Raw genomic sequence first — 18,161 nt, forward strand, 5'->3', positions numbered from 1 at the left:
GGTGGTGATTTTATGCAAGTAGTCCTGTCTGATATTGGCAATGTGGCTGTGGAGCTTTTGAATCTTACGGTTGTGCTTTTTCCAGTTTTCACTAAACAGTTTTTTCTTTGCTAGTCCTCTTTGCAATTTGGCAAGTTTGATCTGATTGGCTTTAAAGCTGTTCTTGGGTTTAATGGTTTCACCGTTTGAGGTGGTGAGTAGTTTTGTGATACCCATGTCCAAGCCAATGGCGCTTTTAGAGGGGTGACGAGGGGTCTGTGCCAGTTCGCGCTCACACCCAAACGACACGTACCAGTGGCCTGATTTTTTGCTGATGGTGACATTCTTGATGGTGCCGATGATGTCTTGCGATTTTCTAAATTTCACCAAGCCCACGCCATTAGGTAGTTTGACGCGATTACCCTCAATACGGCAGTATTTATCAAACTGAACCAAGCGAATGGAGTCATGCCCATCGGATTTGCGCTTAAATTGTGGCATGAGTGGACGAAGTTGAATCTCTGTGCCATCAGCCAGTTTAAAGAACTTGGGTTTATAAGGTTTGTTTTTATTTTCTTTGAGTCTGGCGTGTACTTTGGGGTCAAAGAATCGTGACCAAGCTGATGCAAGATCACGAATCTTTTGTTGTAAAGAGACAGCATTTGAGCTGGTTTTTAAAAAGGCAAAATCAGGATTGTTCTTTAAGCCAACAATTTTATTAACGAGGTTGGTGGCATTGATAAACTCATTTTTAGCCAACATCTCAAATGAGATTGCCAGCATGTGATTCCAAACAAAGCGCGCAGAGCCGACAAGATTATTCAGAATAATCTCCTGCTCTGCATTAGGCTCAAGCCTAAATTTATACGCTTTGTTGATTTTCATAAATGCCCATTCATTTTAATTATTTTAATGTGATTTCTAAAATTTATTATAGCTTATTTCAGTATATAGTTTTTATGACTATATAATAAACACTAAGCGAAATTCAGCGCCACCCTAATGTCGGGTGGAGTCCTCTTTCGCTTTTTTGATAGGGATACGGTGGTCACGGCCACAGTCATAGACAATTGACAAAAGGTATCAACCAAAAAATTGGCGTAAATCATCCATTGGATAATGATCACGAAAATGATTTAATAGGTTTACCGATGACCAACACTCGATAAACGGCCTATTATATGACAAAGCACACCGCCAGTCGCTCAGACATTACGCTCCCCCTACTCATAGATTACGTTGATGCTCTGCTACCATCGCTAGTCACACAGGTAACAGCGCCAACTACCACTGAACAGACGGATGAAAGCACTGAGTTACTTTGGGCGGTGCAAGACAATAATGCCCGCTTAGCCTTAAAATCACAACTCAAAGACCATGTCATGAGTAAAGATGATGATACGATAGCAGACGCTGGGACATTACAGCCATTAACTTTATCAGAGCTGATACAGCAACCAACACCGGATCGTTATGAGCTTGCTTGCTTTTGGCTACCTACATTATCGTCAGAGCTGCTACAGCAATACATCCCCCTATTTATGCGCTATCGCGATCTTTATGCCGCCCATCTGCTAATCGCACTTGATAACACCATAGACTTAAAGGCCTATGGATTTACTCCATTTGATATCTTAAGCGAGCAGTCTTTCGACGTTGATCGTGTGAACCAAAATCAGTCACCTTCATCAGACATGCCGGCCCTAGTGTCCGCCACCCTTTGGCAATTTAACCTATATGATTATAAACAATTACCCAATTGGCTCAATGCAGATTATTGGGCCAATCCTGAGAATTGGGGCAAGCACCGTTGGTAGTGAACAGCGATCAGAGCTTGGTATATCTGTTTGTAAATTCTAGAATTATTTACAGTAATACTACTTACATAAAGTAACACTTAGTATATGATAGATAGTAATTGTCTAAGTTTTATCGTAAGCAGTTTAAAAAAACAAATTTAATTAAAATTTTAGGAGCTCATCATGTCAACCAGTTTCTCTAAGATCGCGGTACTTGCCGTACTATCAAGCGCAGTTGCCCTAACCACAGGCTGTGCTACCAAACGTGCTACTTCTGAAGTAGTCGTGGCCCCGCTCGGTATTCCAAGTGGCCAAGCTGACTACACTGGCGCTGTCATCGTAGATAACCCAAATGCTGTTATCACTACCGCTGAGAACTTGCAAGCGGTTGTCTATTTTGCTTTCGATAGTAGTGAAATTACCGCACAAGCAGCCAGTATCTTGGACCAACACGCAGCGCTGCTAAGCTCAAATCCAGCAGCTGGCGTTGTTATCGCAGGTCACACCGATGAGCGCGGTAGCCGTGAATATAACATGGCATTAGGTGAGCGCCGTGCCCAAGCCGCCCGTGACTATCTTGCTGCTCAAGGTGTTGCAGTAAACAATATCCGTGTCATCAGCTATGGTGAAGAACGCCCTGCAGTTACTGGTAACACTGAAGAAGCTTATGCACAAAACCGCCGTGCTGAGTTGTCTTACTAAGACTGACGTAACCAACCATAATTAATAAAGCGTCGTTTAATTGATAAAAGCCCAGTAATATTGAATGCTGGGCTTTTTACGGTTTATTAAACTAAGATAACTCACCCTACTCGACACGATCAATGATGCCAACGGTAAAATTAACCCATCTTCAATACACTCAGCTCAACCCGACGACATGGTGCGCTACTGCGCAAGTAAGTGAACCCCTGTGTCTAAGTTTTGGTACCTTATGGGAAAAATCGTCATGGTTATTGGTTTTTAATACGTCGACTATACACTTTAATAAAATGGTTGGTCTTAACTGGCAGTACTGTAGTCCACGCGTTATTTTATCGGCTCGTGAGATGGCCCATCAACAACGCCAACTACAGCGTAAAGGGGTGCGATTATTGCTACAGCAGCTCTTAAATTATCTAGAGCTTCGCGATACACTGGATGAATCAGACTTCCCCTATCAGCTTATCGACAGTAAACACTATGTGTGCTTTAGTCACACAGGTGCTACCCCAAAAAAAGCGATTAATCCAAACCTGAATCAGTCGTTGAATACGCGTTCAAATAGTAAAGTCGCTGTCACTATTAGCCGTCATCGACCTATAGGCATTGATATAGAGACTAACGACGTTGCATGGCATGTGGCGCAGCGTTTTTACTCAGACAATGAGCTTAGGGTCATACAGTCACTGCCAACCAGCCAACGTGACATTATCACTAAACTACTCTGGCAAATAAAAGAAAGCTTTATAAAAATTCATCAATACAAACTGGCACAAGGTTTAGGAGTAGATTATTCATACCTCATTGCTGATTTACTTAACGCTATTAGAGACCCGTCACTTTTGTGGGTCACGGCTGACTATCGCTCGCAATACCATGTTGCTATCCTACCCATTCAGCAAACTGTGGTTATTTTTTAGAGAAGTGATCACTGTACGACTTTTAAGACATTGCTTTTTCTTTACTTTAAACAAAAAAAACGATCCTTTTTAGGATCGTTTTTTTTCTTACTTTTCTTCTAACGACAGTATTTAAACTGGGCTTGGCTTAGAAGCGGTAAGTAGCACCAAGTTTGACAATTGGCATCCACTCAAGATAGTCTTTATCTTCTAACTCTGTTTCAGCAGCAGCAGCAGCGTCAACAGCCACAGCATTCAAAGGGTTCGTAGCACGCACTGTAGCGTCAGTTTTACCCATATAAGCTGCACCTAGCTCACCAAATAGACCGAAGTTATTAGTGATGTTAGGACGGAAGCCAATAGTAGCATAAGGTGCTAACTTATTACGATGCTCTAGTGAACCTTCTAAAGTTTCACCGTTACCTACAAGATAATCTTCATCATCAATCGTGAAAACACCATCTTCAGCACTTGCACGCACATCGATATCGTTATCAGGTACGATGATACCAGCGCCCATTGTGAACCAGTTACCAGCAGGACGTAACTGCACGCCTAGGTATGGGTTGCTAAAATCTGCATCAACATCATAGTTGACGTCATCTACATCAACGTCACCGCCAAAAAGATCAGCGACATCGCCACCAGCCCAACCAGCTTGTAGTTCAGTTTTCTCGTTTAGTGACCAACCAATGTTAGCACCATAACCTAGTGTACCAACTTCAGCACTAACAGAGGCTGGGTTGATAGCAGTTTGGAAAAGCGTTTTTGTGCCACCAAAAATAGCACCTGTGGTGTTACGTACCACACCAGCATCAGCATTGTATGCGTAAGAAGTAGGCTCTGCTTCATATGCAACCGCTACCGGTTCAGCTTCATAAACAACGGCATCATTGTCATCAACAACGATCACTGGCTCAGCAGCTAGTGCAGCACTTGATGCTAAAACGGCAGCAGAAATTGCTGTTAATTTAATAAGTTTCATAAATACTCTCCTAAAGTGTGGAATAAGTCGCCCATAAAAAAATGATTATCTCGCTTTTGTGAATCAATCATTTTGTTGAGCAGATTAAAACAATTTTGCCTCAAAAAGTCACCCCTGAAGGCGCGCTTTTTATTTGCTATTATGTAAAGATTGCATAGGTATTGTAATAATTACCCTACCAACCTGCAAAACTTCGTCTTTTAGTTACACAATGCTCCTAAAGTAACCAAACAGCCTCGACATGAATATTAAGTGGCTTAATGTTCATGTAAAGGTATTACAAAATATGTCATTATAATGACTTACCTGCTTATTCAACTCAAGGGTAGTTATATAGCTTATTACTACAGTTTGTTGTGTTTTGTGAGCTAACGTAGCTATTCTTACTTTAAAGCTAAATTTCAGACATATAAGCAGTCATGTAAATATTGCTATATAGTGTGACTAACGCTTGTCTGCGCTTGATATTATGCTAAATTAGAGTGAGTGATGAGTGTGGCGCACGCCTTTGAATTGTCCCGTTTGTCCTATTTATAAATATGTTGCAATGTTTGCCGCTGTATTCTTTATTATTACTATTGAGCCATTTATATGCCTAAAGTATCGTCGATCACCCGTGTGCTAGAAATCATAGAGGCGGTATCTTATGCGTCTCTGCCTCTATCGCCCCTTGAGCTGTCACAAGAGCTAGATATACCTAAGCCGACCATTCACAGATTGATTCAGAATTTGGTCGATGAAGGGTTTTTGACCGTCGATATAGGTGGCGGTATTATTCCTGGTAAGCGGGTACGTAACCTCAGTGTTGAGCTTTGGCAGCAGCGGTTATTTTTTAATGAGCGGCAAATGATCTTGCAAAAGCTGGTTGACGAAATTAAAGAAACCTGCGGTATTGGTGTGCCCTATCATATGGATATGATCTATACCAACCGAGCACAAACGACCTTACCGCTACAGATTTATCTGCCCGTGGGCGCAAAATCTCCCATGTGGTGCACCGCCACGGGCAAGCTATACCTAAGCCAGTTATCTGCTACCAGTCGCCACAAAATACTACAAGGTTTACCGCTAGATAAATTTACTAAAAACACCATTACCGATATTGACGCCTTAAATGACGAGCTTGACCGTATTGCTGAAACGGGTATCGGTATAGACAATGAAGAGTTTATCTCTGAAATGGTGGCAGTGGCAGTACCTATATTGGATAAGAAGTCACGCTATCTAGCCTCACTATACATGCATGCACCAACCATACGAGTATCTTTAGATGAGCTATTGACGCATGTACCACGTCTACAAAAAGCAGCACAGGATGTTCAGGCTCTTGTGTACGATCTACAAAGCTAAAAGCACCTAACAGTAAAAATAAAAAAGTCTGCCCTATTGAACAGGGCAGACTTTTTTATTTTACTGCTACGCATATTATCTTAGCTACAACTTACATCACCAAATCAAATTAAAAATGTGTCACTGAGAGATATAGTGGCCACGCTAGGACAGCACTGAGCTATCGTGACGCCCCATAATACTTGAGAAGTCCTTATCACCATTCTCTACAGTATGAGCCTCATAAAGCTCTGTCGCCTTGGCCCCCATTGGCGTTTCGACATTGGTATCCTGAGCCGTTTGCATGGCCAGATTGAGGTCTTTTTGCATCAGCTTACTCATAAAGCCGCCCTGATAGCCATTGCTAGAAGGCACATTTTCCATGACTTGGGGATAAGGATTATAGACTTCTAATGTCCAGTTGCGACCTGAGCTTTGTAGCATAATGTCTGATAATACTTTGGGGTCTAAGCCATTTTTAACCCCTAAGTTAATGGCTTCGGCCGTTCCTGCCATGAGAATACCCAGTAGCATGTTATTACAGATTTTTGCAACTTGTCCTGCCCCATGGTCGCCGGCATGAAAAATATTTTTTCCCATCACAGCTAGTATTGGTTCAGCTTTGGCAAAGGCATGAACGCTACCACCCACAATGAAGGTTAAGCTACCAGCGACTGCACCGCCTGTACCACCAGAGACTGGTGCATCCAAGAAATCTATACCAAGGTTACTTGCTGCCTCCGCTACTACCGTCGCGTCAGCCGCTGCTATCGTGCTGCTGTCAATGACCAGTGTGCCTTTGGGCAACTCTGCAAGTAAGCCATTTTCACCTAAATAAACAGAATGAACATGCTTGCCCGCTGGCAACATACTGATAACAACTTGAGCGTTACTTGCTGCGTCTTTAGGGCTATCAGCAACGCTTGCTCCTGCTTGCTGTAGATGCTGTGTCGCTGATTCAGACAAATCATATACAGATAGCGAATACCCTGCTTTTAACAGGTTCTCCGCCATCGGGGCTCCCATATTACCAAGCCCGATAAAGGCTATGTTTGGCTTAGCACCATTTTTATCAGTCGTACTTGTATTTTGTGTACCCATCTCATCACTCCTTGATGATTGCTTATGTAGGACATTACTACAGATAGTCTGTCATTATTTTTTTGAGGCTAATTTATATCTCATACTTACGCTGCTTTGGTAAGCCAAATCTTTAGCGCACAAGCTCATTGCCTAACGCGTTATCACTCAACCAATCGCCCAAAGGATGCTCACCTTTGTGATAAGGGTTTACAAAATGCTGTTGAATGTATGCGTGCCCTTCTGCACTCAGACAATCGGCCAATGAGCGTGACCACTGCGGATTGCGATCTTTATCAATTAGTAGCGCCCGCACCCCTTCTTTGAAGTCCGGATTGGCGGCACAATGTACGGCCACATTGGTCTCTAAATACAAAACTTGCTCTATCGATAAATCAGTGACTTTATGATAAAGCGCATAGGTCAAAGCCGCAGTCGTGGGGCAACCGTGACGATAGGTTGCGACAGCACGCTGTGTCCAGCTATCCTCAGCAAAGGCTGCATCTAACTGTGCCAGCGCTTCATCACTTTGGAGTACAGCATCAATATCCCCTAAGCCGCCGCTGTTCATCAATTGCTGTATAGGATGCCAATAGGTAGCCAACTTGCTAGGAGGTAAATCAGCCACTGAGTGCGCGGCTAGTGCACGGCTAACGATGCGATGAGCGCTATGATCATGACTGGTATCTGTGTGACTAGAATCCGTTGCCGCTTGCCAATTACTCTGTCTTAAGCGTTGAATAACAGCATCATAGTCACTACTGGCGACGGCATACTCTGCCAGATTGGCCAATAGAGCATCATTACCATTACACATCGCGCCCGTCAGCCCTAAAAACAAACCGGTTTTGGCTGGCATGCGCTGTAAAAACCAACTGCCCGAGGCATCAGGAAACAGGCCAATAGTCACCTCAGGCATGGCAAAACGCGTGCGCTCAGTGACCAAACGGTGACTACACGCCGCCATCAGTCCCATACCGCCACCCATGATGATGCCATCACCCCAAAGTATTAATGGCTTGGCATAAAAATGCATCTGCCGATAGAGACGATATTCATGACTAAAAAACTCTGTCGCATACGGGTTTGGCAGTGGCGCACTGGTAGACATACTGTCATACAGCTTACGGATATCACCGCCAGCACAAAACGCTTTATCGCCTGCCCCTTTTAATACCAAGGCAACTATTTGATCATCACTCTGCCACTGCTCTAACTGTGTGGATAGTAACTGGCACATATCAACACTCAAGGCATTTAAAGACTTAGGCATGTTCAACGTCATGATGCCGATCAGATGGCCGCAATCTGTCGGCTCAGTATCAAATAACACCGATGCTTCCTGCTCTACAATTTTTTGATTACTACTATCATCCGTTGCTGTCATCAAGATCACCTACAAAAATTGAAAGTAAAGTTACCATTAAGGCTAGGGCGTGTCCTCAATTCAATCGATAGTCATCTAAATGGACTAAAAATGGCTAAATTTTGCCAAACAGCGGCAAATAGTTGGTTAATATCTCGATATTATCTGCACTATTTTTCTTGTTTGACGGCAATTTATCTCATTTTTATCACCATTTTTAAAATGAGGACACGCCCTAAGTTTATGTCGTTTATTTATTTTGCCAGTTGGGTTTACGCTTCTCTAAAAATGCTTGAACGCCTTCGCACTGATCTTTTGTATCGAACAACTTAACAAAGGCCTCACGCTCATGGATAAGGTTTTGCGCAGGTGGCGTGTCTCTTGCCGCTTGGATAAGCTCTTTAGAATAGCTGACGGCCACAGGTGACTGCTTAGCGACGTTTTGGGCTAATGTTTGTGCTGCTGCAAGACCCTCACCTTTAGCAGTAACTTCTTCAACCAATCCAATACGCAATGCGGTATCGGCATCAACGCGCTCACCGCATAAGATCATACGCTTTGCCCAGCCTTCGCCAACGAGCCAAGGTAGATTTTGCGTGCCGCCTGCACATGGCAATAAACCCACCCCTGTCTCTGGTAGCGCCATCTGTGCATGCGCCTCGGCGATACGAATATCACAGGCGAGCGCACATTCAAGTCCGCCACCCATCGCATAGCCATTGATAACCGCGATACTGACACCGCGGTAAGCAGACAACGCTTCAAACGCTTCGCCAAAAGCAATGGCCATGCTGATTGCATGACCTTTATCCCCGTCTGAGAAGTTATTAAGATCCGCACCTGCTGAAAAAAACTTCTCGCCATCACCATGAACGATTAAGGCATAGATATCGTCCTTGGCATTTAGGTCAGTGATTAACTGTTTAAACGCTTGCAGACTGTCCATCGTCCACGTATGGGCAGGCGGGTTGTTCAGTGTGACGGTAGCGGTGTGACCGCTGATCGATAGTTTAAGATTGGTATAGTCTGTCATAAAACATCCTTGTTTTAGCATGGCTTTATTGGCAAATAACTGAATATATAGCTGTACTAGCGCAATTGACCCAACGCATCGTCTTGTAACAGTTGCCGTGAGACAATCACTCGCATGATTTCATTCGTGCCTTCTAAAATCTGATGGACACGCAGATCTCGTACGTGGCGCTCAAGTGGATACTCGTTTAGATAACCATAGCCGCCATGCAGCTGTAAGGCTTCATTTGCAACCTCAAAACAAAGGTCGGTTGATAAGCGTTTTGCCATCGCGCAGTAGGCCGTGGCTTGCGCGTCATTAGTATCGACTTTATTAGCGGCAAGATAGAGCATTTGCCGCGCCGCAATCGTTTGAGTAAGCATATCTGCAAGCTTAAACTGTACTGATTGTAAACTTGCAATCGGGCTGCCAAACTGACTGCGCTCTTGGACATAATTGGTCGCCGTCTCTAGTGCTGACTGGGCCGTACCAATCGCACAAATTCCAATATTAATCCGCCCACCGTCCAAGCCTTTCATAGCAATACGAAAGCCCTGACCCTCTTCGCCGATTAGGTTTTCTGCAGGGACTTTTACGTCCTTAAAGCTAATCGTCCGCGTTGGCTGTGCTTTCCAGCCCATCTTATGCTCATTTTTACCGTATTCTATCCCAGCACTATCAGCGTCAACGACGAATGCTGACACCCCTTTCGGCCCTGCACCGCCCGTACGTGCCATAACCACTAGCACATCGGTCGAGCCTGCGCCTGATATAAAGGCTTTTTCTCCATTGAGCACATAGTCATCGCCTTGCTTCACTGCTTTGGTACGAAGAGAAGCGGCATCAGAACCGGCATTTGGTTCCGTTAAACAGTAGCTACCCAGCCATTTACCGCTGACCATATTTGGCAGATACTTTTTGCATAAGGCATCACTACCGAACTCACCGATCATCCAGCCGGCCATATTATGAATGCTCATGTAAGCCGCAACGGCCGTATCACCCCATGCCAACTCTTCAAAAACCATGGCAGAGTCCAAGCGTGGTAGCCCTAAGCCATCGTACTCTGGGTTGGTATAAAGCCCTAAAAATCCAAGCTCACCAGATTTTTTGATCACATCAACTGGGAAGTGCGAGGTACGATCCCATTCCGCCGCATTTGGCTTAAGCTCTTTTTGGGCAAACTGTCTGGCCGTTTGGCGAAAAGCAATCTGATCTTCGGTTAATGAGAAATCCATAGGGTCATCCTTGTGCGTGCGTAACAAATGTGGTGAATTAGAGTTGACGAACTATTATGTCAATATAAGTGCGGTTTGACGATAACAGCATCAAACTGCAAAGTTACCGTCAGAAAAATTCTCGCTGTACCGCAAATATAGTGGATCAACGACTAAATTGAAATAGTGGTATTGACGCCGCGGCTCGCCTCATCATCAAACCAGCGCGCAGTAACTGTCTTTGTTTGGGTATAAAACTGCACGGCTTGCTTGCCATAAGGGCCGAGATCACCAAGTTTACTGGCACGTGAGCCTGAGAACGAGAACATCGGTAATGGCACAGGAATTGGTAAGTTGATACCGATTTGACCTACCTGAACGTCTTGTTGGAATTTGTGCGCGGCCGCCCCCGACTGCGTAAAAATCGCCGTACCATTGCCATGTGGGTTGGCATTAAGCAGCTCAATCGCTTCATCAAGGTCGGCTGCACGCATGATACACAATACTGGCCCAAAGATTTCTTCTTTATAAATTTGCATGTCGCTTGTGACATTATCAAAAATAGTAGGTCCAACAAAGTTGCCTTTTTCAAACCCTTCGACCGTGATACCGCGACCATCCAGTAGCAGGCTCGCCCCTTCTTCTACCCCCGTCCCAATCAGGTGCTCGACGCGAGCTTTGGCTGCAGGAGAAATTAGTGGACCCAAATCTTTATCGTTCTTACCCGCTGATACCACCAAGCCTTTTGCTTTTGCCTTAATATCATCGATCCAGTCACCAGCGGCCCCTACTAGCACCACAACGGACAGTGCCATGCAGCGTTGACCGGCAGCACCAAATGCGGCACCGGCTAGTTGGTTGAGCGTCTGCTCTTTGTTGGCATCTGGCAAGATAACGCCATGGTTTTTGGCACCCATCATACACTGAGCCCGTTTGCCTGATTGACTAGCGCGCTCATAAACATGCTTACCCACGGCAGTAGAGCCGACAAATGATACCGCTTTAATATCAGGATGATCACAGATAGCATCGACGGTTGCTTTGCCACCATGCACCACGTTTAATACCCCTTCAGGTACGCCAGCTTCAATTGCTAATTCAACCAAACGCATGGTAACCATCGGGTCTTGCTCAGAAGGCTTAAGGATAAAGGTGTTACCGGTGGCGATCGCCATGGGGAACATCCATAGTGGAATCATCGCTGGAAAGTTAAAGGGTGTGATACCAGCACAAACGCCCAGTGGTTGCCAGATACTATAAGTATCTACACCAGATGCGACGTTTTCTACAAAATCACCAATCTGCAAATTGGCAATACCTGCTGCATGTTCAACGACTTCTAAACCACGAAACACATCACCGCGAGCATCAGCGATGGTTTTACCTTGCTCTGCGGTCAAGATTTCTGCCAACTCATCCATGTGCTCACGAATGAGTGTCTGATACTTTAAAAAAATACGAGCACGCGTGGTAATAGGGGTCTTGCGCCATGTCTGAAAGGCTGTTTGGGCGGCAGCAACCGCTTGGTTAATTTCATCGTCCGTCGTTTGTGGGACTTTAGCGATGACTTCCTGCGTGGCTGGATCGGTGATATCAATCCATTCATCGGTATTCGATTGAGTAAACTGGCCGTTAATAAGCTGCTGGACGTGGTGCATAAGATATCCTTATCTTGTTTGCGAGACTACCGTTTAACGGTGTCTTTATATTCATAAAGGGGACGAATAACTATAAATTTTTCTCGATAAAACTTAATTTTAAAATGATTTAATTTGTATCGTTATTGACTATAACAATAAATCATTTTTAGGGTCAAGCGCTTTATCGAACTTTTATTTAAGTTGCGATCAATGTGGTGATCAATCAAACAAATTTTCTCTAAGACGTTAACAAATAAAAAAGCCCATGAGTCTTCATGAGCTTTCGTTTCGCATGGGCGTTGCACCATCAAAATTCGTTCTAAAAGAGACGTGAAATTAGTAGTCTTTCATAGACTGCTTGATGGCATCAATCGCTGCTGGATTATCAAGCGTAGACATATCGCCGGTGTCTTTATCTTCTGCCAAAGCACGAATAGCTCGGCGTAGAATTTTACCAGAGCGGGTCTTTGGTAGCGCTTGCGGGAAGTAAATGGCCGCGGGCCGAGCAATACCACCCAGAGATTTAACCACCGCACCAACCACTTGTTGCTCAATGCGGAAGCGATTTTCGGTTGTCGCTACTTGTTCATGATCCTTTAACACACAAAAAGCGATGGGCAACTCACCTTTTAGCTCATCTTGAATGCCCACAACGGCGCATTCTGCCATCTCGGGATGACTGCTGATGGCCTCTTCAATCTCTTGCGTGCCGATTCGATGACCAGCGACGTTAATCACGTCATCGGTACGTCCCAAAATATAAAAGTAGCCATCTTCATCAGTCACCGCATAATCTGAAGTAGAATACTGCTGACCATCAAACAGGCCAAAATAACTACTGATAAAACGCTCATCATTACGCCACACTGTCGTGAGGCAACCTGGTGGTAGTGGGGCTTTAATCGCTAGTAGGCCTTTTTCACCAGCCGCGCAAACCTTGCCCGTTTCTTCATTTATCACCTGTGCATCATAACCATACATCGGATAACCTGGCGATCCTTGTTTGTGCGGTTTGTGGTCAAATTTTGGCGTATTACTTAAGATTGGCCAACCGGACTCTGTTTGCCAGTAATGATCTAAAATAGGCACGCCTAAATGCTGGGTGAGCCAATTGGCCGTTGACTCATCAAGCGGCTCACCTGCCAAAAAGAATGATTTGACGCTTGATACGTCATAGCGGGTCATCCACGTCTCATCTTGTTTTTTGAGCATACGCACGCCTGTGGGTGCGGTGAACAAAATGTTAACTTTATTGGCCTCGACAATCCGCCACCAAATACCTGGGTTTGGACGATGCGGCAAACCTTCATACATAACGCTGGTCATGCCCGCAAGCAATGGGGCATAGATCGTATAAGAGTGCCCGACCGCCCAGCCGATATCTGATATCGCCCAAAAAGTCTCGCCAGCCTTGCCATCGTAGATATAGTCCATTGAGGTGGTGAGTGCGACGGCATGCCCGCCTGTATCACGCTGTACCCCTTTTGGCGTACCCGTCGTACCAGAGGTGTAGAGCAAATACGATGGCGTATTTGATTCAAGCCAGACTGGTTCTACCACTGCATTGGCCTCACAGCTATGGCGGCGTTCAGTGGCATAGTCCACATCAATGTCTTGGGGTTTAAATGGGAGTACGCCGCGATTCACAACGAGGACATGCTCAGGTTTTACGTTTGCCTGCTCAACCCCTTGGTTGACCAAGTTTTTATAATTGATGACTTTACCACCGCGCAGGCCTGCATCCACTGTGATGACCATTTTTGCTTCGGCATCATCCATGCGAATTGCCAAATTGTGTGCCGCAAAGCCGCCAAACACTACCGAATGCACCGCCCCAATACGAGCACAAGCTAGCATGGCGTAAGCCGCTTCTAGAATCATCGGCATGTAGATAACGACGCGATCACCTTTCTCAATGCCGTGACGCTGTAGTACATCGGCAAAATAATTCACTTCTTTGTACAAATCATTATAAGTCAGACGACGCTTTGCATAGTCCGTATAAAACTCCACGCTATTGCCCAAATCTTTAAACGCATCAACAACGCCTGGGAAGGTTTCTGTTAACTCTTGATTGATCTCTGACGATAGCCAGATAAAGGCGTCTTGCTCTGCGCGCTCTTCTAGATGCCGATCCACACAGTTATAGCAAAGGTTGGTCTCGCCACCGACAAACCACTGCGCGAAAGGCAAATTGCTATCATCAAGGATCTGCTCAGGCTCTTTGTGCCAATAGATGCGCTTGGCTTGCTCGGCCCAAAACTGCTCTCGATCCGTAATTGAGTTATGATAAATATCAGCGAATTTCGGCGTGTCTGTTGCTTGAGAAGAGACTGGATTTTTGGTTGGGTCACTCATAGTAGCTGTCCTTAGCGTAAACGAGGTGTGAGGCAATGTTATTGAAGCAGTGTTATTTTAGTAGATAATGTTTAATGAGGTACTGGTCATCCTTGCCAGAATTAAAAAACCGATACATAGTGTATCGGTTTAAAATGTAGCAGAGCCAATCATAAAGGTCAACTATTAAGCGTTCATCCGCCCAATCTTTTGACTGACGCACACATTTTATCAGCTACTACCCTTACACTTCGGTCTGATTGGCATACATCTCACGCATGACCTTTTTATCATGCTTGCCTACCGAGGTTTTTGGCAGATCATCGACAAACTTAAACTGACTGGGCACGCCATATTTAGGAATCATACCACGCTCTACTGCCTTTTCAGCAATGGCTTTAATATCATCAACACTGGTGTCTGAGCAAGCAGGCTTGAGGACAATGAGTGCTAGTGGACGCTCGCCCCACTGCTTATCGCGAACGCCAATCACTGACACATCTGCCACTGCTGGATGCAGTGATAAAATCGTTTCAATCTCTAATGAGGAAATCCACTCACCGCCAGATTTAATCACGTCTTTTAAACGATCCGTAATTCTAATATACCCGTCAGGACGTATATAGGCGATATCTTGGGTGTGCATGTAACCGTTTTCCCATAGCTCCTTACCTGCATCGTCATTTTTCAAATAGCTTTGGGTCAACCAAGGGGCACGCAATACCAGCTCACCCGTATTGTCTTCTCCTGTGCCCACTGGTTGGTTGCCCTCACCCCACACCTGAGCGTCAACCATTAGCACAGGCTTACCGGTCATACAGCGGCGAGCAATGTCTTCATCCTCTGTCATCTCAGGCTCATTTAGGCTAAATTCTGTTAAGCTGATAAGTGGAGCCGTCTCTGACATACCGTAGCCCGTATAAACCTCGATGCCTTGAGCCATTGCCGTTTTTGCCAAGCCTTCAGTCAATCTTGAACCACCAATGATCATTTTGAGACCATTAAAACTGGCATCACGATCTTGCGCTTCTTTGAGTACCATTTGCAAAATCGTGGGTACACAATGAGTAATACTCACCTTTTCATTGATAATCAAATCCATCAAAGCGTCGGGGGCATAACGGCCGGGATAGACTTGTTTCAGACCAACCATCGTGGCAGTAAATGGAAAGCCCCATGCATGGACATGAAACATCGGCGTCATTGGCATATAGACATCACCATAACTGACCCCTTGTTTATTCGGTAACATACCAAGGGTAGCCGCTTCTGTTAGGCTGTGTAATACCAATTGGCGATGGCTAAAGAACACCCCTTTTGGATCGCCGGTCGTGCCTGAGGTATAAAAGGTGGTTGCAATGGTGTTTTCATCAAACTCTGGAAAGTCAAACTCACTTTCAGCTGCTTCTAGTAACGCTTCATACTCACCCGTTACGCGGTTTTGGTTACCGCCGAAGACACCTTCGAACGTCACCCCATTGTCATCTAGCCAAATAATATGCTCAATACTAGAGTTTTCAAACTGATAATCTTTGACCAAAGGCGCAAACTCAGAGTTGAGCAACAACACTTTAGGCTTCGCATGATTGATGGTATAAAGGATCTTTTCTGGTGACAGACGAATATTAACCGTCTGCAAGATGTACTCTGACATTGGCACGGCAAAATAAGACTCAAGATAACGATGACTATCCCAGTCCATCACGGCCACCACATCACCAGCGTCAAGCTTCAAATCTGCTAAGACATTGGCTAAGCGATTAATACGGTTAAACAGATCCTTATAAGTAAAACGCTTTTTGTCAGCGTAAACAATTTCTTGCTCTTGCGATACCGTCTTGGCTCGGTTTAATAACTGCTTTACCAATAATGGATAATCATAGGCAGACGGGGCGCTTTGGTAAGTATTTGACATAGGTTTGACTTCCTTGTGGGTCATATAGATGCGTTCTTTGTAGTTGTACTTAACGATAACTGGTTGTCATAAGACAATAGCCACATACTGCTGAGCCAGTGTTGTTACGAACCTCTACCTATTCTGCAAGCAGAGGACTGCTGGTGCTAACAATAGAATCAATCGCCTTTTCATTGATAGTAAAAAAAAAGTGCTTATATGTAAAGCGGCAAGTGAGTACTACCAAACCTATCGCTTGCTTTTTAAAAGCAGATTAAGCAGTGCGTGATTTGGTCTTCACCATGCCAAAACTGGCAATCAACAACGCCAAGACCTGTACGAATAGTAGCAACCATACCGTAAGCGACCACTGTCCCCGTGCATACACTATGCCACACAGCCACGCCCCTAACGTACCTCCGGCATAATAACCCATATAATATAATCCAGACGCCAGTGAGCGCCCTTTCTTAACATTCACCGCGATATAGCTGATGGTTGCCGATTGCGTAATAAACACCCCTGTAGACATGATAGCCAGCCCTATCACCACACCCCATAATGGCATAACCAAGGTCAACAGTACCCCAATGATAGAAATAAGGACAGCGGCTCGAACCGTACGCGCCGACCCAAATCGACGTAGCAGTGTGGTGGATAATGGCGTAATAATAACCCCTATCAAGTACACCGCAAAGATATTGGCAAGCGCGCCTGTACTCAAATTATATGGCGCCTTAGCCAAATGCAGGTTGATAAAAGTAAAACAGCCGACTAATGAAAATAAAACACAGGCACCAAGCAGACAGGCAGTCACCACATAGCGATTGGTCAGATGCTCACCTAGGGTCTGTATCGCTGAGCGAAAGTTTGGATTGGCCACAAAGTGACGCGATGAGGGTAGCATCTTAAAGACCCAGAGTGCGCCTATGAGCGTCATAGCCGCCATCACATAATAACCAGAGCGCCAGCCGATTAGCTCATGCAAATGCCCGAGTAAAAATCGGCCCATAAAGCCACCAAGCACCGACCCTGACACATAAAACGACATCAGCTCTGTCACCGCTCGTCCCTCAAACTCCTCACCGATGTAAGCAATTGTCACTACGGTAATACCCGGTACCGATAGTCCTTGCATAAAGCGCCACATCCCCATCCATCCGATACTTGGACTTTGCGCAATCAAGGCAGTAGGTATGGCCAAAAACAATAAAGCACCGACGATAAACGATTTGCGTCCGACCGCATCGGATAACATACCCAAAAACGGTGACATAATAGCAATCGCCAGCACGGTTGCACCCACCACCATGCCTGCTTGCACCTCGCTTGCTGACAGATCCAACATCAATACGGGCAAAATTGCCTGAATAGAATACACCTGCAAAAAAGCAAACATTCCAATCAAGCCAATCGTCAATTTCAGTACCCACGAAGGTGAGTAAAACGGCAGCTGACCAGCGGCACTGGCGGGCGTCTTTGTGCTGGGATCTTGATTATTGGAATTTGTTTTTGTGTGACCTTTGCTGCTTTTATTTATATGATTCAAAATAGTGCTGACTGTGTTAGGAGCTTTTTTAGCGAAGGCTAGGTAGGCTAGGTGATAGAAATGGAACAATGATAACTGGGCTGAGCGTCAAAATAGAGCCAAAACGCGCGATAGAACGCTGAGTACTTTATATTATCACATCACATAGTAAACACAGGTTTCCGTGTGTTGCTTTTCTTTCGCCCTCTCTGTACCCGTACGGCTGTTATGAATAACGTTCTCTCACCCTCTTGCATAGAGATTAGTGACATTTCCCTAACAACTCTTTTGTATTTTTACACATCTACATTGCTTCTCTCTTTTTTATTACAGACTTTTCCGCCTCAAAAAACCATACTCATTAAGTGCCACACATTAATAGGCCATACTAATA

The 18,161-nt window shown here is 44.9% G+C and carries 14 protein-coding genes; 4 read left to right on the forward strand and 10 right to left on the reverse strand.

Translation table 11 applies throughout. The features are described from left to right. A partial coding sequence (locus tag B2P60_RS11765; protein ID WP_286741527.1) for an RNA-guided endonuclease InsQ/TnpB family protein occupies window positions 1–864 on the reverse strand: 864 nt, incomplete at its 3' end. A 296-nt stretch (window positions 865–1,160) separates the two neighbouring features. On the opposite strand from B2P60_RS11765, the gene B2P60_RS11770 reads away from it, so the two are divergent. The 3 genes from B2P60_RS11770 (at window position 1,161) to B2P60_RS11780 (ending at window position 3,400) form a co-directional block, all read left to right on the forward strand. Then, window positions 1,161–1,796, forward strand: a complete 636-nt coding sequence (locus tag B2P60_RS11770) for a DUF6231 family protein (protein WP_286741528.1) — start codon at window positions 1,161–1,163, stop codon at window positions 1,794–1,796. A 165-nt stretch (window positions 1,797–1,961) separates the two neighbouring features. Beyond that, window positions 1,962–2,480, forward strand: a complete 519-nt coding sequence (pal, locus tag B2P60_RS11775; protein WP_286741529.1) for a peptidoglycan-associated lipoprotein Pal — start codon at window positions 1,962–1,964, stop codon at window positions 2,478–2,480. Between the two features lie 122 nt (window positions 2,481–2,602). Further along, a complete protein-coding gene (locus B2P60_RS11780; protein ID WP_286741530.1) occupies window positions 2,603–3,400 on the forward strand; it encodes a 4'-phosphopantetheinyl transferase family protein in 798 nt (265 codons plus the stop codon). Window positions 3,401–3,527: 127 nt separating this feature from the next. Here B2P60_RS11780 and B2P60_RS11785 read toward each other — a convergent pair whose 3' ends face one another. Further along, window positions 3,528–4,364, reverse strand: coding sequence for a hypothetical protein (locus tag B2P60_RS11785; RefSeq protein WP_286741531.1), 837 nt, complete (start codon window positions 4,362–4,364; stop codon window positions 3,528–3,530). A 591-nt stretch (window positions 4,365–4,955) separates the two neighbouring features. Between B2P60_RS11785 and B2P60_RS11790 the strand changes: the two genes are divergently transcribed. After that, window positions 4,956–5,714 carry an IclR family transcriptional regulator gene (locus tag B2P60_RS11790; protein WP_193006949.1) on the forward strand — a complete coding sequence of 253 codons (759 nt, stop codon included), beginning with the start codon at window positions 4,956–4,958 and terminating at the stop codon, window positions 5,712–5,714. 144 nt (window positions 5,715–5,858) lie between these two features. Here B2P60_RS11790 and mmsB read toward each other — a convergent pair whose 3' ends face one another. From mmsB to B2P60_RS11830, 8 genes are all read right to left on the reverse strand, one after another. After that, entirely contained in the window at window positions 5,859–6,794 is a 936-nt protein-coding gene (mmsB, locus tag B2P60_RS11795) for a 3-hydroxyisobutyrate dehydrogenase (RefSeq protein WP_286741532.1), read from the reverse strand. A gap of 112 nt (window positions 6,795–6,906) precedes the next feature. Next, on the reverse strand, window positions 6,907–8,160 hold the full coding sequence (locus tag B2P60_RS11800) for an enoyl-CoA hydratase/isomerase family protein (RefSeq protein ID WP_286741533.1): 1,254 nt from the start codon (window positions 8,158–8,160) through the stop codon (window positions 6,907–6,909). Window positions 8,161–8,389: 229 nt separating this feature from the next. Beyond that, window positions 8,390–9,172 (reverse strand): enoyl-CoA hydratase, encoded by a 783-nt coding sequence (locus tag B2P60_RS11805; RefSeq protein ID WP_286741535.1) that lies wholly within the window; start codon window positions 9,170–9,172, stop codon window positions 8,390–8,392. A 56-nt stretch (window positions 9,173–9,228) separates the two neighbouring features. Then, a complete protein-coding gene (locus B2P60_RS11810; protein WP_193006953.1) occupies window positions 9,229–10,389 on the reverse strand; it encodes an acyl-CoA dehydrogenase family protein in 1,161 nt (386 codons plus the stop codon). 152 nt (window positions 10,390–10,541) lie between these two features. Beyond that, complete coding sequence (locus tag B2P60_RS11815) at window positions 10,542–12,026, reverse strand: CoA-acylating methylmalonate-semialdehyde dehydrogenase (RefSeq protein WP_286741537.1); 1,485 nt, start codon at window positions 12,024–12,026, stop codon at window positions 10,542–10,544. A gap of 318 nt (window positions 12,027–12,344) precedes the next feature. Further along, entirely contained in the window at window positions 12,345–14,366 is a 2,022-nt protein-coding gene (locus B2P60_RS11820; RefSeq protein WP_286741539.1) for a propionate--CoA ligase, read from the reverse strand. Window positions 14,367–14,589: 223 nt separating this feature from the next. Beyond that, entirely contained in the window at window positions 14,590–16,260 is a 1,671-nt protein-coding gene (locus B2P60_RS11825; RefSeq protein ID WP_286741541.1) for a fatty acid--CoA ligase, read from the reverse strand. A 253-nt stretch (window positions 16,261–16,513) separates the two neighbouring features. Beyond that, on the reverse strand, window positions 16,514–17,692 hold the full coding sequence (locus tag B2P60_RS11830) for an MFS transporter (RefSeq protein WP_193007014.1): 1,179 nt from the start codon (window positions 17,690–17,692) through the stop codon (window positions 16,514–16,516). Window positions 17,693–18,161 lie beyond the last annotated feature (469 nt).

Source organism: Psychrobacter sp. UBA3068, from assembly GCF_002366815.1.
GTDB classification, from domain to species: Bacteria; Pseudomonadota; Gammaproteobacteria; order Pseudomonadales; family Moraxellaceae; genus Psychrobacter; species Psychrobacter namhaensis.

Excerpts from the sequence above, each read along its gene's own strand:
- mmsB (WP_286741532.1), bottom strand. The coding sequence starts at position 6,794 with ATGGGTACACAAAATACAAGTACGACTGATAAAAATGGTGCTAAGCCA.
- B2P60_RS11825 (WP_286741541.1), bottom strand. The coding sequence starts at position 16,260 with ATGTCAAATACTTACCAAAGCGCCCCGTCTGCCTATGATTATCCATTA.
- B2P60_RS11805 (WP_286741535.1), bottom strand. The coding sequence starts at position 9,172 with ATGACAGACTATACCAATCTTAAACTATCGATCAGCGGTCACACCGCT.
- B2P60_RS11785 (WP_286741531.1), bottom strand. The coding sequence starts at position 4,364 with ATGAAACTTATTAAATTAACAGCAATTTCTGCTGCCGTTTTAGCATCA.
- B2P60_RS11770 (WP_286741528.1), top strand. The coding sequence starts at position 1,161 with ATGACAAAGCACACCGCCAGTCGCTCAGACATTACGCTCCCCCTACTC.
- B2P60_RS11810 (WP_193006953.1), bottom strand. The coding sequence starts at position 10,389 with ATGGATTTCTCATTAACCGAAGATCAGATTGCTTTTCGCCAAACGGCC.
- B2P60_RS11815 (WP_286741537.1), bottom strand. The coding sequence starts at position 12,026 with ATGCACCACGTCCAGCAGCTTATTAACGGCCAGTTTACTCAATCGAAT.
- B2P60_RS11790 (WP_193006949.1), top strand. The coding sequence starts at position 4,956 with ATGCCTAAAGTATCGTCGATCACCCGTGTGCTAGAAATCATAGAGGCG.
- pal (WP_286741529.1), top strand. The coding sequence starts at position 1,962 with ATGTCAACCAGTTTCTCTAAGATCGCGGTACTTGCCGTACTATCAAGC.
- B2P60_RS11780 (WP_286741530.1), top strand. The coding sequence starts at position 2,603 with ATGATGCCAACGGTAAAATTAACCCATCTTCAATACACTCAGCTCAAC.
- B2P60_RS11800 (WP_286741533.1), bottom strand. The coding sequence starts at position 8,160 with ATGACAGCAACGGATGATAGTAGTAATCAAAAAATTGTAGAGCAGGAA.
- B2P60_RS11820 (WP_286741539.1), bottom strand. The coding sequence starts at position 14,366 with ATGAGTGACCCAACCAAAAATCCAGTCTCTTCTCAAGCAACAGACACG.